15 protein-coding genes are annotated in these 17,089 nt (G+C 52.6%); 3 read left to right on the forward strand and 12 right to left on the reverse strand.

What is annotated here, in order from left to right:
* Window positions 1-339: 339 nt before the first annotated feature.
* The gene (locus A3844_RS09095) at window positions 340-1,869 is read right to left on the reverse strand and encodes a DHA2 family efflux MFS transporter permease subunit (RefSeq protein WP_074107239.1); all 1,530 of its coding nucleotides are present in this window, start codon (window positions 1,867-1,869) and stop codon (window positions 340-342) included.
* Window positions 1,866-2,321 (reverse strand): MarR family winged helix-turn-helix transcriptional regulator, encoded by a 456-nt coding sequence (locus tag A3844_RS09100; RefSeq protein WP_074086850.1) that lies wholly within the window; start codon window positions 2,319-2,321, stop codon window positions 1,866-1,868. Before A3844_RS09100 ends, A3844_RS09095 begins: the two co-directional genes overlap by 4 nt.
* Window positions 2,322-2,497: 176 nt before the next feature.
* On the opposite strand from A3844_RS09100, the gene A3844_RS09105 reads away from it, so the two are divergent.
* Window positions 2,498-3,193: a DinB family protein gene (locus tag A3844_RS09105; RefSeq protein ID WP_244169733.1), complete on the forward strand. Its 696-nt coding sequence runs from the start codon at window positions 2,498-2,500 to the stop codon at window positions 3,191-3,193.
* A 92-nt stretch (window positions 3,194-3,285) separates the two neighbouring features.
* Here the strand turns inward: A3844_RS09105 and A3844_RS09110 are convergent, their stop codons facing one another.
* Window positions 3,286-7,572, reverse strand: a complete 4,287-nt coding sequence (locus tag A3844_RS09110; protein ID WP_244169736.1) for a 2-hydroxyacyl-CoA dehydratase — start codon at window positions 7,570-7,572, stop codon at window positions 3,286-3,288.
* 124 nt (window positions 7,573-7,696) lie between these two features.
* Window positions 7,697-8,164 (reverse strand): thioredoxin-dependent thiol peroxidase, encoded by a 468-nt coding sequence (gene bcp / locus A3844_RS09115; RefSeq protein WP_074086847.1) that lies wholly within the window; start codon window positions 8,162-8,164, stop codon window positions 7,697-7,699.
* Between the two features lie 103 nt (window positions 8,165-8,267).
* Between bcp and A3844_RS09120 the strand changes: the two genes are divergently transcribed.
* Window positions 8,268-9,320 carry an LCP family protein gene (locus A3844_RS09120; protein ID WP_074107242.1) on the forward strand — a complete coding sequence of 351 codons (1,053 nt, stop codon included), beginning with the start codon at window positions 8,268-8,270 and terminating at the stop codon, window positions 9,318-9,320.
* Between the two features lie 123 nt (window positions 9,321-9,443).
* Complete coding sequence (locus tag A3844_RS09125) at window positions 9,444-10,757, forward strand: glutamate-1-semialdehyde 2,1-aminomutase (protein ID WP_074107243.1); 1,314 nt, start codon at window positions 9,444-9,446, stop codon at window positions 10,755-10,757.
* A gap of 151 nt (window positions 10,758-10,908) precedes the next feature.
* On the opposite strand, the gene A3844_RS09130 is transcribed toward A3844_RS09125, so the two are convergent.
* The 8 genes from A3844_RS09130 to A3844_RS09165 form a co-directional block, all read right to left on the reverse strand.
* Window positions 10,909-11,133 carry a hypothetical protein gene (locus tag A3844_RS09130; protein ID WP_074102700.1) on the reverse strand — a complete coding sequence of 75 codons (225 nt, stop codon included), beginning with the start codon at window positions 11,131-11,133 and terminating at the stop codon, window positions 10,909-10,911.
* Between the two features lie 29 nt (window positions 11,134-11,162).
* Window positions 11,163-11,738: a peptide deformylase gene (def, locus tag A3844_RS09135; RefSeq protein ID WP_244169737.1), complete on the reverse strand. Its 576-nt coding sequence runs from the start codon at window positions 11,736-11,738 to the stop codon at window positions 11,163-11,165.
* Window positions 11,739-11,864: 126 nt separating this feature from the next.
* The gene (locus A3844_RS09140) at window positions 11,865-13,157 is read right to left on the reverse strand and encodes a stalk domain-containing protein (protein ID WP_074086842.1); all 1,293 of its coding nucleotides are present in this window, start codon (window positions 13,155-13,157) and stop codon (window positions 11,865-11,867) included.
* A 100-nt stretch (window positions 13,158-13,257) separates the two neighbouring features.
* Window positions 13,258-13,521: a hypothetical protein gene (locus A3844_RS09145; protein WP_074086841.1), complete on the reverse strand. Its 264-nt coding sequence runs from the start codon at window positions 13,519-13,521 to the stop codon at window positions 13,258-13,260.
* A 15-nt stretch (window positions 13,522-13,536) separates the two neighbouring features.
* Complete coding sequence (locus A3844_RS09150) at window positions 13,537-14,421, reverse strand: inositol monophosphatase family protein (RefSeq protein WP_074107244.1); 885 nt, start codon at window positions 14,419-14,421, stop codon at window positions 13,537-13,539.
* 216 nt (window positions 14,422-14,637) lie between these two features.
* The gene (gene uvsE, locus A3844_RS09155) at window positions 14,638-15,624 is read right to left on the reverse strand and encodes a UV DNA damage repair endonuclease UvsE (RefSeq protein ID WP_074107245.1); all 987 of its coding nucleotides are present in this window, start codon (window positions 15,622-15,624) and stop codon (window positions 14,638-14,640) included.
* A complete protein-coding gene (locus A3844_RS09160; protein WP_074086838.1) occupies window positions 15,621-15,938 on the reverse strand; it encodes a hypothetical protein in 318 nt (105 codons plus the stop codon). The genes uvsE and A3844_RS09160 overlap by 4 nt, the downstream gene beginning before the upstream one ends.
* A 48-nt stretch (window positions 15,939-15,986) precedes the next feature.
* Window positions 15,987-17,078, reverse strand: a complete 1,092-nt coding sequence (locus A3844_RS09165; protein WP_074086837.1) for a D-alanine--D-alanine ligase — start codon at window positions 17,076-17,078, stop codon at window positions 15,987-15,989.
* Window positions 17,079-17,089: the final 11 nt, after the last annotated feature.

The raw sequence follows: 17,089 nt of genomic DNA on the forward strand, positions 1-17,089 counted from the left end.
GTTGCTCGACACTTCCATTTTACCAAAGGGCGATTTCTTTTTGTGATTTTTGAAAGAATTGTAGGAACGTTCCCCCGCTTAAACAGCGGAGAGGACGGACTGATTGCGGAAAAGCGGTAGCGGTCGCCTTGCTCTCCGGATTTTTACCGCTACGGGAAATAAATAAAATCTGGAGAGCACAGCGATTGTAGCAACGGTCCGTTCGCGGAGCGTCCGCACCAAGTGCGCAAGTCCATCCAACTCAAAAACAGCGGGGCTGTCTCAAGTAGCCATTTCATGGCTTTTGAGACAGCCCCTTCTGTTCGTAATTATGAGTACAAGTTCTTGCAAGTAAGCAGCTTATGCCTGCTGTGACTTCACTTTCTGTAGCTGCACAGGCTCCTCCTCTTCCGTTTTGAGGAAGTCAGGCTGCGGAGAGGTTTTCTTGATGAACAAGGCCAGCACCAGGGCCACAACGGTCACCCAGGTAGCTACGGTAAACGCATGGGTAATCCCGTTGATCGTGGCATCTTGTGTAAGTTTGAGCATTGCCGCCTTGTCGGTCTGGGATACAGCTCCGCTCATTACGGCATCCGTAATGTTGCTCTTCGTACGGTTGGTCATCAGGCTGACGAACAGCGCCATACCCAGTGCTCCCCCTACCGTCCGCAGCGTATTGGACATTGCGGTACCGTGTGAAGCCAAGCGCTGCGGCAGCTGGTTCAGACCGGCGGTTACAATTGGCATCATCAGCATGGACATCCCGAACATCCGGGCTGTGTACGTCAGAATCAGGTGGGTGTACGTAGTTGTATGGGTAATCTGGCTGAATTCCCAAGTGGTAACGGTAGTAATAACCAGACCGATAACGGACAGCCATCTGGCACCGATTTTATCAAAAATAATCCCTGTGATCGGAGACATTACGCCCATAAGAATTGCACCCGGCAGCAGCATCAGCCCCGACTCCATGGGTGTAAAGCCACGGATCGTCTGCAGATAGATCGGCAGCAGGATCATACCGGAATACAGTGCCATCGTAACAATAATGTTAATGACTGTAGTCAATGAGTACATATTGTACCGGAATATACGGAACTCGAGCAGCGGCTTGTCGGTGGTAAGCTCACGCCATACAAACAATGCCAAAGATACAACGCCAAGAATCAGGCAGGCATATACTGTCGGGCTGTTCCAGCCGTCTGTACCGGCATCACTGAAGCCATACAGCAATCCGCCGAAACCAAGCGTGGACAGGACCACACCCAATTTATCCAATCTGGGTGAAGTCAGCTTTCCGACATTCTGCATCGTCTTCATCCCCAGCAGCGTGGAGAAAATAGCCAGCGGAAGCACAATGTAGAACAGCACCCGCCAGGAATAGTTCTGAACCACCCAGCCGGACAGCGTAGGTCCTACAGCCGGGGCAAAAATCATGGCGACTGCCATCAGACCCATCGCTTTACCGCGCTCTTCAATCGGGAAGATCCGCAGGAAGACGATGTTCATCAACGGCATTAGAATACCTGCGCCGACAGCCTGGATCACTCTGCCGACCATAATCATCTCAAATCCGGTCCCTATGGCACAGACCAGCGTTCCTATAGAAAAAAGGATCATTGCCGTAGTAAATAATTGACGGGTGGTAAACTTCTCCACCAGAAAGGCACTGATTGGAATAAGCACCCCGTTCACCAGCATAAATCCTGTGGTCAGCCATTGCGCCGTATTGGCGGCAATGTTGAGGTCCTCCATCATTTTGGGCAGTGCCACATTCATCAGCGTCTGATTCAGCAGCGCTACGAATGCGCCTATCAGAAGGGCTGCAATAATGGGGCCTCTGCGTATCGTCTTCGACGGCGAGCCAGCGTTAGCAGATATTGTACTCATAGCTTCTTGTTCTCTCTCCCTTGTTCTAAAATTTTAATAATTTCACCATGCAATCGCAGCAGCTCTTTGGCATCTTCAGCGGGTATGTTCGACAATGGCTCCAGATGGCTTCTGAGCGACTGCTTGCTTCGCTCCCTGATCTCCAGGCCTTTCTCAGTCATTGCCAGCCTAAATATGCGTTTGTCGCTCTCTGAGCGTTGTCTGGTTATCAGTCCAGCCTTTACCATTCGGTCCACTACACCGCTCGCAGCGCTGTTCCCCAAATGCAACAGGTCCGCAAGCTCCGTGATCCCTATATCAGGGTGAGCCGCCAATTTACGCAAGACCATTAACTGGGTAGATGTAATGCCCAGCTCGTCTGCATCCTTCCACATCAGCTGTTGAAAATTATGGATGATACAACGGAACGAAGAAAAGATTTCATCCAATTGCTGCTCTTTATCCTCCAACACTCATTACCTCCATGAAATTCACATACTCAATAATACTTCGCATGCGAACTATTTTACTATTTACTTATTTATTCGTCAACCATTTACTGAAATTTTCTGAAACTATCATTTTGGTATTTGGAGTATTTCCGGTTTAATATATACTTTAGAAGAATGACAACATTAAAGCGGAAGCGGTGAGCCTCTTGAATCTTGAAGCACGGACAATCTGGAGCGCCAAGCATAAGCAATTGACTGGAATCATTACAAAACGTGAGGAGCATACTAATGCGGCAGCTCTGTTCCTGGAGCTCCATGCCAACCTGTACGCCTCGGATGGCACGAATCAGGGACAGGTAACCTATGAAGATGTGCTGTTGGAAGATCTCCGCGAGCAAACCCTGCGCAGTTATCCGGTACATACCGTTAACAGTAATAATTCGATCGTGTGGCATATTTGGCACAGTGCCCGAATTGAGGACATTACCATGAATATCCTCATTGCAGACAGTGAACAAATCCTTCATTCCGGGCATTTTGCCGACAAGCTTCAAACCCCTTTTATTCATTCCGGAAACGGGATGAGCGAAGAGGACATCGCCGAATTCAGTGAAACGGTCCACATTGAAGCTTTGCTGGCTTACCGTCAGGCCGTAGCAGCACGGACACGGTCCATCATCGCTGCTCTGCAGCCCGGGCAATTTCGGGCCAAACCCGGTCCCGCGCAGATCAGCAGACTTTCCGGGGAAGGCGCTGTGAAAGAATCGGAACAATGGCTCATTGATTACTGGGGGAGCAGGACCATTGCGGGCCTGGTGCTGATGCCTGCCACGAGGCATAACTTCGTTCATTTGAATAAAGCCATGCGGATCAAACTGAAACTGCAAAAATAACAGGACTCCTAAGCTCATTGAATCCGGTATCCAAAATGAAAGAGCGCACCCTATCTTGCAAAGGGCGCGCTCTTTGAATTTATTTAAGCTAATTATAGATCGCTTCTAATGCCCACTATTACAGGCTTAACCGTGCTGCCTTTTTTCACCTTTGGGGTAGGGAGGGGGGCACGGTTCTCCAGCCCGCTGGCGATAGACATCATGAGCTTGATCCGGTTCGCCTGGTTCACGACACTGACCCCCGCATCATAATCAATGGCGGCAATGTTGGCTCCGGGATACAGATCCTTCAGCCCCTTAATCATTCCCCGTCCGGTAATATGATTCGGCAGACAGGCGAAAGGCTGGATACAAGCTATATTATTAACCCCGTTATCCAGCAGATCCATCATTTCCGCAGTCAGGAACCAGCCCTCTCCCATTTGGTTGCCCACAGAGACCAGGCGGCTGGCCTTCTCGGCCAGTCCGTAGATATTCTCTCGCCCTTTGGCCAGTCCTGCTTCTTCCAGCGCCACCTTAACTGGTTTGCGGTAAATTTCCAGATAAGAGATCAGCATTGGATTAATGTAGCCCAGCTTTCTACTTTTACCGAACTGCTCAGCTTTGTAAATGGGATTGTAGACGCAATAGAAAATGAAATCCAGGAAATCCGGCATGACCGCTTCGCCGCCCTCGGCTTCAATCATCTCAATGATGTGATTGTTGGCATCCGGATGAAATTTGATCAGGATTTCACCCACGATTCCCACTCGCGGCTTCACGGCTCTAATCACAGGGAGTTGGCTGAATTCTGCCACGATCTCCCGGGTCAGACGTTTGTATTCCCTGAACGAGAAGGTAGACAGGCTGGACTTGCAGCGGTCCATCCCTTTGCGGAACAAGGCCTGGGCGCTTCCCGGAATCACCTCATACGGTCTGAAGCGGTGCAGCAGACGCATCATCAGGTCGCCGTAACACGCGGCTGCAATCAGGCGGTTTGCCAGCTTCAGGCTAATGCGGAAGCCGGGCTGGTTCTCCATTCCGGAGGCATTCAGCGAAATTACCGGAATCTGCCCCAGCCCGGAGTCCTTCAGTGCCTTGCGCAGCAGTGAAATATAATTAGTTGCCCGGCAGCCTCCCCCCGTCTGCGACATAATCACAGCGGTCCGGTCCGGATCATAGTCTCCGCTCTTTAGTGCCGACAGCATTTGTCCGATGGTGACAATCGCCGGATAGCAAGCATCATTATTTACATATCTGAGACCCTCCTCTGTCTCCTTCGGTCCGGTGCTCTCCAGGATTTTGAGCCGGTATCCGGCGTCACGGAAGACCCGTTCGAACAGTTCGAAATGAATCGGTGACATTTGCGGAGCCAGAATAGTGTAGGTTTCCTTCATTTCCTTTGTAAAAGGCACGTTGGCCTGTGTCTTGTACAGAAGCTGAGGCTGAACATCGCCCTTCTCCCGTTCGCGCATGGCCGCGATCAGGGACCGCAGACGGATGCGCGCGGCACCCAGATTGCTGATCTCATCAATCTTGATTAAGGTATATACCTTGTTATTGCGTTCCATAATGTCCTGAACCGCATCGCATGTGATGGCATCAATACCGCAGCCGAACGAGGTCAGCTGCACCAGCTCCAAATCGTTTCTGCTGGCGGCCAGACGGGCTGCGCGGTACATCCGGGCATGATAGGTCCACTGGTTAACTACTCCCACATCCCCTTCACTGCGGTCCAGGTGACAGACTGAATCCTCGGTCAGCACAGCCAGCCCCATGCCCGTAATCATCTCAGCAATGCCATGATTAATCTCAGGGTCTGCATGGTAGGGATGTCCGCAGAGCAGAATCCCCTTGGTATCACTATGAGTAAGGAATTCGAGCGTTTCTTCGCCTTTGTTTCGCAGATCTGCTTTGGCCCGTTCGGCTTCGGCGAGACCGGTCTGCACGGCAGCGGCAATCTCTTCCTTGGGAATATCCATAAAAGTCTTCACTAGAACCCGGGTCAGCGCCGGGATATCATCAAAGGTCAGAAATGGACTCACGAGCGGTATGCCTTTTTCTTTTAGCCCATCCATGTTGTTGCGGATGACTTCGGGATAGGAGGCCACCACAGGACAGTTGAAATGGTTCTGCGCCGCGTCATCTTCCTTCTTCTCGTACACAACAGCCGGGTAAAAAATGAAATCGACTCCCTTGCTAAGCAGGCTCTGGACATGGCCATGGGCCATCTTCGCCGGATAACAAATGGATTCGGAAGGGATGGTATCCATTCCACTCTCGTAGAGCTTCTTGCTGGACTTCGGCGACAGCACCGTCCGGTAGCGCAGTGTGGTAAAAAAGGTATGCCAGAACGGGTAGTTCTCAAACATATTCATAGTCCGCGGAATACCGACCGTCCCCCGCTGCGCCTGCTCCTCAGGCAGCCCCTCATAATCAAAAAAACGTTCATATTTATATTGCATCAGATTCGGAAGGCTATTCTTCTCTTTCTTGCCCCCGGCCCCGCGCTCACAGCGGTTGCCAGTTACATGGAAGCTCTTGTCGGGGAAGCGGCTGATCGTCAGTGCACAGTTGTTGGCGCAAAGGCCGCAGCGGCCCGGAGAGACTTCATATTTGAAGGCTTCCAGTTCCTCGGGCCCCAGAAGGGTGCTGGTTCCGTCAAGTCCAGCCTGCTCTCTGGCAATCAGCGCACACCCGTAAGCGCCCATCACACCTGCAATATCCGGTCTGACCACGGTTCTTCCGGTGAGCAGTTCAAACGCCCGAAGCACCGCCTCATTATAAAAGGTACCGCCCTGCACGATGATATTGCGTCCCAGATCCTCCGGGTTGCGGATTTTGATCACCTTTTGCAGCGCATTCTTAATAACGGAATACGCAAGCCCTGCCGATAAATCGGCAAGAGTGGCGCCTTCCTTCTGAACCTGCTTCACTTTGGAATTCATAAAGACCGTACAGCGTGAGCCCAGGTTGACCGGCTCCGTGGATTCCAATGCGGCGGCGGCAAATTCTCCAATGCCTAGCTCCAGAGCAGACGCAAAGCTCTCCAGGAAGGAGCCGCAGCCCGCGGAGCAGGCTTCGTTCAGCATGAGGCTGTCGATGGCGCCGCCGCGGATCTTGATGCACTTCATATCCTGTCCGCCGATATCGAGGATGAAATCAACCTCCGGCATGAACTTGGAGGCTGCCTTATAGTGGGCTACCGTCTCCACTTCGCCTCCATCTGTACGAAGCGCTGCCTTGACCAGGCCTTCGCCATAACCGGTTGCATAGGCACCGGCAATATGACAGCCCTCCGGCAGAATCCGGTAAATCTCCTTCAGAGCATCGCTTACAGACTGCAGGGGATTGCCTTTGTTGCTTCCATAAAAGGTATAGAGGATTTCGTCTGCTGAGCCGGTAATTACCAGCTTGGTTGTGGTAGACCCGGCATCAATGCCGAGATAACAGGGACCGCGATATGTATCCAGTTCAGAGCGCGGAGCTGCCGCCTGGCCGTGGCGGAGACGGAACTGCGCCAGATCGTCCGGCGTCGCGAACAGCGGCTGCAGCTCGGCATCCTCGGCACGGTCGGCTGAGAAGTCGACGGCGTCGAGCCGGGCCAGCCAGCCGGACAGCGGCAGAACCAGCGGATCGTTCTGCGATAGCGCTGAACCGATTGCGACAAAATACTGTGAACGCTCCGGGAACAGTACATCCCCTTCGTTCAGTCCAAGGGTCTCTGCAAAACGTTGCCGCAGCGCGGGCAGGAAGGTCAGCGGTCCGCCCAGGAAGGCTACCCGTCCGCGGATCGGGCGTCCGCAGGCCAGTCCGCTGATCGTCTGGTTGACGATGCTCTGAAAAATAGAAGCCGCCACATCCTCGCGGCGGGCGCCTTCATTAAGCAGCGGCTGCACATCGCTTTTGGCAAATACACCGCAACGCGATGCGATAGGGTAGATCCTTTCATGCTGTTCGGCCAGGGTATTCAAGCCCGCCGGGTCTGTCTGCAGCAGGGAAGCCATCTGATCAATGAATGCTCCCGTGCCGCCCGCACAGGCCGTGTTCATCCGCTGCTCAATGCCGCCGCTGAGATAGATGATTTTGGCGTCCTCTCCGCCAAGCTCAATCGCTGTATCACACTGCGGGATCAGCTCGCTGATCGCTTTCGTGCAGGCAATGACCTCCTGAACAAAGGGGACCTCGCCAAGCTTCGAGAGAGACAAGCCGGAGGAACCGCTTACAGTAAGTGCAGCCTCACGATCCGGGAACCTGTCCCGCACATCCGACAGGAGGGATAGCGCAGCTTTTTTTATATCGCTAAAATGTCTCACATAATCCTGATATATAATCGTATCACGTTCCATAACAACCAATTTGGCCGTAGTTGATCCGACGTCCAGCCCAATACGCAGCATCATCATGCCCTCATCACCATGCCTTGCTCCAAATTTGAAGTAATATGAGGCAACTATATCATGAGAGCGCCTTATAGAGGCTGTTAGAAATGTTACAGACATTTACAATTAATTACTAGCATACTTATTTATTCATGATTTCTCCCAATACTGCTTCAACATGTCCTTTGACCCGGACCTTCCTCCATTCTTTGACCAGAAGGCCTTGCTCATCAATCAGAAAGGTAGAGCGCACAATACCCATAAATTCTTTGCCGTACAGTTTCTTAAGCTGCCAGACTCCGAATAATTGGCTTACCTTATGCTCCTCATCGGAGAGCAGCGGAAACGGCAGACTGTTCCTCTCGATGAACTTCGCGTGGGAAGACAGGCTGTCCGGGCTGATTCCCAGCAGAACTGCATTGCCCCGGGCAATCGGGTCCCCGGCGTCACGGAATTCGCAAGCCTCCTGGGTACAGGCAGGCGTCATATTTTTCGGATAAAAATACAGCACTACCTTGCTGCCCCGGTAATCCCGTAAGCTGATGTTCTGTCCAGTTGAAGCGGGAAGGGTGAAATCCGGCACTTCTTGTCCGACCTTAAGTTCGTTCATTTACTGTTTCGCTCCTTAATAATATGGATGTATATTCCGAAATTGCTTGTATACCTAAAAGAAATTATAATGTAGAGAATGTGAATGGGAAAGGAAGAACGAAATGTCACCAAGAAAGAAACGGCACGCAAAAGCCGGTAAGTCAAAAAAGAAACCGCTGCTCTGGACTCTGGCAATCATACTTCTCCTCATTATCGGCGGGGCAATTTATTATTTTGCTGAGATCTATAATCAAATGGACAATCTGCACAAGACGGGTGAAGACTCACCGTTTGCGGCACTCCCCTCTCCTTCGGCCGATGTTATTCAGCCTCCTAAATGGGAAGGTACCGAGCCGGTCAACATCCTGCTTATGGGTGTCGATGCGCGAGGCGTGAAGAAGGGTGAAGTCCCACGCTCCGATACGATGCTGGTCGCCTCGCTTGACCCGGTCAAGAAGAAGTTTTATGTGTTCTCTATCCTCCGTGATACTTATGTTCCTATCCCTAAGCACGGCAAAGAACGTATCAATACGGCGATTACCCATGGACCCAACACGGCAATGCAGACGGTCAGTGATCTGCTCGGCATTCCGATTCAATATTATATCTACACCGACTTCCAGGGCTTCATCAAACTCGTGGATGCCGTTGGCGGGATCGATTACGATGTCGAGAAGGACATGGTCTATAAGACCAAAGCGGATGGACCGGAATATGACATTGATCTGAAAAAGGGCTTCCAGCACCTTGACGGCAGTATGGCGCTGCAATATGTGCGTTTCCGTCACGATGCCACCTCTGACTTCACCCGGACGGAGCGCCAGCGCGGCTTCCTTAAGGCGGTTGCAGACAAAGTAATCAGCACCACTTCCATTATTAAGCTTCCTAATATCCTGTCCCAGGTTACCCCTTACATTGATACCAACCTGGATGTGAATGATATGTGGAAGCTGGCTACCGTGGGCTATGACAGCTCCATGGGCGGCAGCGTACAGATTCCCCCAATGGAGCTGCTTACTGAAGAAAAAACCAGCGGCGGTTCTGCGGTCATCGGCATCAGCAGCGAAGACAAGCTGAAGCAGTTCATTCAAGATACGCTGACTGGCCCTGAGCCGTCCCCATCGCCTTCTGCTTCACCGGGCAGCAGCCCTTCGGCAAGCGCCGGGAGCAAATAAGGCACTCCATTTCAGAGATATTCGTAAATAAACCTATGCTTGGCATTAGGGCGGGCGAACAGCGGATGAATCCGGCGGTTCGCCCTTTCCCTTGTGCCACTACTATTGAAAGGATGATGAACCATGAACCGTACCACATCTGAACATTTGTATGAGGAAGCCCTGCAGCATATTGTCGGAGGCGTCAACAGCCCCTCCCGTTCCTTCAAAGCTGTAGGCGGCGGCGCTCCCGTCTTCATGAAACGTGCCGGCGGCTCCCGCTTCTGGGACGAAGACGGCAATGAATACATAGATTATCTGGCCGCCTACGGACCGATTATTACCGGACATGCCCATCCCCATATTACAGCAGCTATTACAAAGGCTGCAGAAAACGGGCTGCTGTACGGAACTCCCACGCAGCTCGAAATCAAGCTGGCCAAGATGCTGAAAGAAGCCATCCCTTCGATGGACAAAGTCCGCTTTGTCAACTCTGGCACTGAGGCCGTCATGACCACAATCCGTGTCGCCCGCGCGTACACGAAGCGCAGCAAGATTGTCAAATTCGCCGGCTGCTACCACGGTCATTCTGATCTTGTTCTGGTAGCCGCTGGTTCGGGTCCATCCACTCTCGGTATTCCCGACAGCGCCGGAGTACCTGCAAGCATCGCCCAGGAGGTCATTACCGTTCCCTTCAATGATCTGGACGCGCTACGCGAAGCGCTGGATAAATGGGGCAAGGATGTCGCAGCGGTCATGGTAGAGCCGATTGTCGGCAATTTCGGCATGGTTATGCCGCAGCCGTGCTTCCTCGAAGGACTCTGCAAGCAGGCTCACGACAATGGCTCCCTCGTAATTTACGATGAAGTCATCACCGCTTTCCGTTTCCATTACGGTTCTACCCAGACCTATGCAGGACTCGATCATCATGAGGATATCATTCCTGACCTGACCGCACTGGGCAAAATTATCGGAGGCGGCCTGCCGATCGGCGCTTACGGCGGCCGCAAGCATGTCATGGAGCAGGTTGCCCCGCTCGGCCCGGCCTACCAGGCCGGAACAATGGCAGGCAATCCGGCCTCAATCTCCGCAGGCATTGCCTGCCTGGAGGTGCTTGCAGCCGAAGGCGTGTATGACGAGATGGAACGGCTGGCGATCCGTTTGACGGAAGGGCTTCAGGCTTCCGCTGACCGCCATGGCATCCCGCTGACCATTAACCGGATCCGCGGCTCATTCTCCACTCATTTCTGCAGCCACCCGGTGACCAATTACGATGAAGCGCAGGATACAGACGGCGAACTGTTCGCCAGCTTCTTCCGCCACATGCTGAACCGCGGCATCAACCTGGCCCCGTCCAAGTATGAAGCCTGGTTCCTGACCACGGCTCATACCGATGCCGATATTGACCTCACTCTCGAAGCGGCAGACGCTTCGTTCCAGGCCATGGCGGCGGAGTAATAATACAGTCCTTGCAGGCAACAGCCTCAGCTGCGCTGAAGCTCCTTAAATACAAACAGACCCACTGCGGATATAAGCGCAGTGGGTTGTTTTTTTGCGTTACCGTACAGCTAGTGAAAGTCAAACGGATTCTCCCGTTTAACCTCTCCTCTCATGGGGTGCTCCTGCTACGGCCGTAAACAAATACTCCTGCAATGGATAAGGTGATTACCAGCCGAAGGAGAAAAGCCATATTGGATGCCGCCATCGATACAACGATATAGCTGACTACAATAGCCTTCTCCGCCATGAGATGCTTTTTAAATGTCCCGTTTCGTATCCTGTACAGGAAAACTCCGACAATTACGAGAGCCAGCGTCTCATTCTGAATAACCACTCTCCCGGAGGAAAGCGGTTTAAACCGGCTTATCTGTTGCTCTTCTGCTCATAAAGACTACGGATATTCACGCCTTGGGGAAGCTTAAACGGATTCTCCTGATTGATCCGGTCATAGAACATAATCCCGTCCAGATGGTCAATTTCATGTTGAACTACAATGGCCTGATAGCCCCTGAATTTCATAACGACTTCCTTGCCGCTCATATTATATCCCTTGACCTTTATGGAGTCGTATCTCGGCACAAAACCATGCACCGGGCGGTCAACGGACAGGCAGCCCTCGCTCTCCGGCAGATATACCATCGCCACCGAGTGGCTGATGATCTTGGGATTCACCCAGGCCTGCTCCACCATGTTACCCTTCTCATCCCTCAGGTACATTACGAACATCCGCTTCAGCAGTCCGATCTGGTTAGCCGACAACCCGACACCCGAGCGCAGCTTGTATTTGGCGGATACTTCCGGATCCTGGCTGTTCTTCAAGAACTGCATCATGCACTGCAGCGCCTCTTGATCCTCGGCCTGCAAGGGCAGCTGTACAGGTTCAGCTACCGTGCGCAGCACGGGCTCCCCCTCTCGCACAATATCATCCATGGTAATCATATATTCTGCATTATATTTTGCACTAGACAACAACATTCATCCACCTTTTATGCCGTACGGGCTGAATTTATATTTATCTTTATATTTATCTTTATATTTATCTTTAGTTTATGTGTATTTATGGATTTATGGATTTATGAAAGCCGTCCGCAGCTTGCTGCTGTAATTCACATCGAAGCCGAGGCCGGTGGCGAGTGCGGCAAGCGGCAGATAGGTTTTATCCTCCTGGCCTACCTTTTGCAGAAACGCTGGCGTATCAACGGTTACAGCTGCCCCGTTCACCTTGATCGTTTTGGAGCCGATGGTAATCACAACGGTTCTTCCACCGTACACAATGCTCGCACTCTGGGTTTTGTTGTCCCATTTGCCGTTGGCACCCACAGCATTCAGAATATCCTTAAGCGCCAGGAAGTTCTGGCCGTTCTTCAGAATAGGCTTATTCGGCGTATTCAGCTCCACTCCCTTCACCACAATCGACATAGGTGCCGATGCGGCTGTCCAGACGGGGACGGATGGCGTACGGTACTCTCCCCAATAGGACTCGGCAAAAACCCGGGCGATGGTCTCATATCCCAGCTGGGTTGGATGAAAATCCGCTGCTCCCGCGCCAATGATATGGGTCAGCGAAGCTTCCACACCTGCGAACTTCTCCGCCACATGAGCCACTTTTACCGGAGCACCCGGCTGGTTCATGCTGGACGCTACACCCTCTGCTGCCAAAGTGAACTGTTGCGCAGCGCTCATCAGCTTCAGGTAGGAGCTGCTCACGGCAATCTTAGGCGCCGGCTGATACTGATCAGCCAGCAGAATGGTGGCCTGCGGATTAACCGTGCGGATATTCTCCAGAGCTGTCTTCACATTGGTGCTGTAGCTTGCCAAAAGCTGATCCAGCTCAGCCTTGAACGCCTCTTCTGTCAGATCTTTGGCCGTAAGCAGCAGGCTGCTGACATCATTTCCGCCGATCGTCAGCGTGATCAGATCCGCCTCACCAAGCTCTGTTTTGATCTGTGGTGTGAGTGCGGCAAATTGTTGAATCCGCGGGTCCGGAAGTCCAGGCTGTATCCCGTCGGCAGTTGTAACAGCTCCATCTTTAATAGCCGCGGTATAATTCAGCAGCCCCGTAGTGGTAAGTCCCAGGATACCATAGTTGCTAAGAGCGCTTCTGCCATGATACCAGCCTTGCTCCAGCAGACGTTCCGCATATCCGTAAGGCTTCACATTCGGATCGGTCATTCCCGGCTCATAGCCGGCAGTGATGGAATCCCCCAAAGCTACGATGCGAAAAACATCCGGCTCCGCCCCCTGTGTTACTGTTGCTTCAGCTGCACTAGCAGACCCCGCTCCTGCACTGATCAATAACGTGAACAGCAGCAGGCTGCTTGTGCCAGCCGTGTACACTTTTTTCCATATGTTCAGCATCGTATCCCTCCCAAATTGGTATAATTCCATTCTAACACCCAGTCCGCCTATGCAAAAGAGCGTCTTCCCGATATCGGGAAGACGCTCTGGCATGTATCTATTATTGCTTCATATCATCGGTGTCTATTAAGGCATTACCTTTCTCCGTACGCTTCAGATATTTATCATATCTGTCATCCAGCTCATGGCCGAATTTGCGGTAGCGCAGCGTTTCTTCCACAATCGGATCAAGTGTGGTCTGAATACGAATCTCATACTTGGGTGAGATCTGGCGGATTTCCTTGGCGGTCCGGTCTGTCTCCTCCATCTCGCCATCCTCCAGCATTTCACTCAGCTTGCGCTCCAGATCGTCCTTCTCGCTCATGCTTCCCGCCGCCTCCTACTTCTTATATCCCGTTGCCTTAGCTTCTTCCAGCGAACCCACAAGGAAATCATGGATTCGGCCATTGCTTGCCACCACATGACGTGTACCGATGTCATAGGGATTGCCCTGCGTATCCGTCACCTTGCCGCCGGACTCCAATACCAGAAGCACACCTGCTGCACAGTCCCACGGACTTAAGCCGACTTCCCAATAACCATCCACCCGGCCCGCTGCCACATAAGCCAGATGCAGAGCGGCAGACCCGCCTGCACGAACGCCGCGGATCTGCGGCAGAATCTGCTGCAGCCCGGCCATGTTGGCGGGCTGGGCAAAGAGACGGTCTGGAGGGAAGCCCATGGCTACCAGGCTGCTTCCCGGGTCTGCTTCAGCAGAAACGGAGGTAGGTATACCGTGCATATAAGCACCTTTGCCCTTCTCCGCGACAAACATTTCATCCCGGATAGGGTCATAGATGACCCCCACTGTCAGCTCTCCCTTGACTACCAGGGCTATCGAAACACAATAAAAGGGAAAGCCATGTACGAAGTTAGTCGTTCCGTCTATCGGGTCAACAATCCATAAATACTCATGCTTCAGCCCTTCTTCCAGGGCTGCGGTCAAAGCGTCTGCCCCAGGCAGAACGCTCTCTTCCCCGAGAATGGCATGGTCGGGATAATGGGTCAGGATCAGCCGGCGTATCATCTGTTCCACGCCTTTGTCGACTTCTGTAACCAGATCCTGGGCCGACGTCTTGCTGCCCAGCTCCTTCACATGACCCTGTCTGTTCTTGATCCATTCCCCCGCTTTGGCAGCGGCGTTGATGGCTGCAGCCGTATGCCCCTTACTGGTAACTACGTAGGGCTCGCGGTCATTCCGGTTATCAGGATTTGTAGGATTCATATCTTCACTCCGCTTTCTTGAACATAATTGTTCTCATATGTAAAGACATATGTTCGCTCTTTGGGATCAGACTTACATCCGTCAATCGGCCAGGCCAGGTGTTCCCGGCGCTGACCTTCTTCTTGCTTAAGTTTCATTCAACGTACCCTATTTCAAGGGACTTATCAAGTCATACCTTGCCCCGTTTCCCGCCTCTAGCCCCGGGTTATGCGGGGTTTATGGTTCAATATTAACGCTGGCTCCATCTAATACCTTTATTCCGTTCCCGGCTTCAGCCAGCTCCTTCAGGGCTTCCATCAGATCGAACAGCGCCCCGTCCTTGGCTTTCGCTTCAATCATCGCATCCACGGCCGGAGTATCCGCAGCGATGCGCTTCAGAAAAGCCAGAAGAGGTGCGGGCTCGACACCATCAGCATGGCTTCTAGGGTCCGAAGGGCTGCGCGGGCTGGAGACATGGATCTTCGGGGGCAGCCATTCACCGGGGAGCGTATCCCTCTGTGCCAGTGGTGTCTGCCAGGTCTTCAGAATCTCCGGCCACAGCTCCCAGGGAAGCTCGCCTTCATTATTCACCCATTGATGATGGATATCGAGAACCATCGGCAGCCCCAGCCTCCGGCTGACCTCAAGGGTCTCCGGCGCATTGAATGTCTTGTCATCATTCTCCAGTGTGATCCGCTCCTGCAATACTTGCGGCAATACCGCAAATTGCTCTACGAAGCGTGCAGCCGCCGCAGGCTTGTCCCCGTAAGCGCCGCCGATATGAATGTTGTTCTTCGCGGTTGCGGGAAGGCCCATGGCATTCAGCATATCTACATGATGCTGCAGATCGCGGATGGAGCTGGCCAGCACCTCGGGCCGGGGAGTACTCAGAACCGTAAAATGGTCGGGATGAAAAGAAACCCGCAGTCCGTGTTTTTTCACGTAGCTGCCTACTTCGGCAAAATCAGGAGTGAGTGCGGCAAAAGGATTCCAATCCTGCATGTCGGGATGTGTAGCCAGCGGAATCAGTTTGGAGGTCAGGCGGTATACCTGTTTCAGCAGACGCAGGGTATTGTGGAGATTCCCGCGGGCGATAGTTTCCAGCCGCCGGATTCCGGCCTCCCGGTCACTCAGCTTGTTGAAGCTGGCCATGGTCATGGTTTTGGAGGGCGAGCAGTCCGGAATGACTGTGGACATAGCTACATAGCCAAACCGGACAATCATCCTTCTTCCCCAAAAAACATCTCATACGCCAGTGCCGTCTGTATCCTCGATTCTTCGTCATTCAGCTTGCGTACCAGATCCATCTCCACAGCGGTAACCTCATTGCCCTGAAAATTAATTTCCGCGATGGACGCGGAAATTTTGACAATGGCTACCGCCACGTTCTCAGGTGTGTAGGCGATAACCTTCTGACCGGTCGGATACACGCGGAAGCCCTGTTTAACCATTTTGGTGCGGCCGTATTCCAGCAGCTCGTACAGCTCCTGCTCATTCTTGAACTTGCACACGGAATTGAATTCGGATTGAAATCCCATCCTGTTCCTCTCCTTCCCGGCCGGAATCACCCCGCCGCTCGCAAAATGTTATTCGTTGTCGTACTTCAGGTTCTGCTTGAAATGATAACGCTCCAGCGCCAGCTCAATCATGCGGTCCAGCAGCGCCTGATAGGATACCCCCGTCTCGCGCCACAGTAGCGGATACATACTGAACGGTGTGAAGCCGGGCATCGTATTCACTTCATTTATGAGAATTTTTCCGTCTGATTTGCGGAGGAAGAAGTCGGCCCGGGTAATGCCGCTGCCCTCAATGGCCCGGAAGGCCTGAATGGCGGATTCCCGCAGGCGGTCTGCAACCTCAGAGTCCACAGGTGCCGGAATCAGCATCTGCGATTTGCCATCGGTGTATTTTGCCGCGTAATCATAATATTCACCAGAAGAGACGATTTCACCCGGAACCGAAGCCTCGGGCTCCTCATTGCCGAGCACACTGACTTCAACCTCACGCGCATCGACGAACTCTTCAATAATGACTTTGGTATCGTAACGGAACGCAAAATCGACCGCCTTGATCAGGCTTTCCTTGTCCACGGCTTTGGAAATGCCCACACTGGAGCCCAGATTGGCCGGCTTGACGAATACCGGATACCCCAGCTTATCTTCCAGGCCGATGATCAGCTCATGGCTTTTGCGTTTCCATGAACTGATATTGAAATAGCAGTATTCGCACTGATCCAGCCCGGCTTCACCGAACAGCTTCTTCATCACGACTTTATCCATACCTGCAGAAGATGCCAGCACGCCTGCACCGATATACGGGATATTAGCCATTTCGAACAAGCCCTGAATCGTTCCGTCCTCCCCGTTGGTACCATGCAGCAGCGGGAACATCACATCAATCACCTGGCTGCCGCCGGTCAGACCGCTGAATACTGCATTTAACGCCATGCCCATATCCCCGGCTTCGCCGCCCAGCTTCAACTGCTCAATAGCCCCAAAAGGTGCGTCCAGCACCGCTCCGACCTTCCAGAGCCCCTGCTTCGAAATATAAAAAGGAATAATCTCATATTTAACGTAGTCAAAAGCATTCATAACCGCAAAGGCCGTCTGCAGCGATACCTCGTGCTCCCCGGATTTGCCGCCGTACACCAGTCCTACGGTTAATTTTGTGTCACTCATGCCCTAACCTC

Source organism: Paenibacillus helianthi, assembly GCF_001909055.1.
Lineage (GTDB): Bacteria > Bacillota > Bacilli > Paenibacillales > Paenibacillaceae > Paenibacillus_AQ > Paenibacillus_AQ helianthi.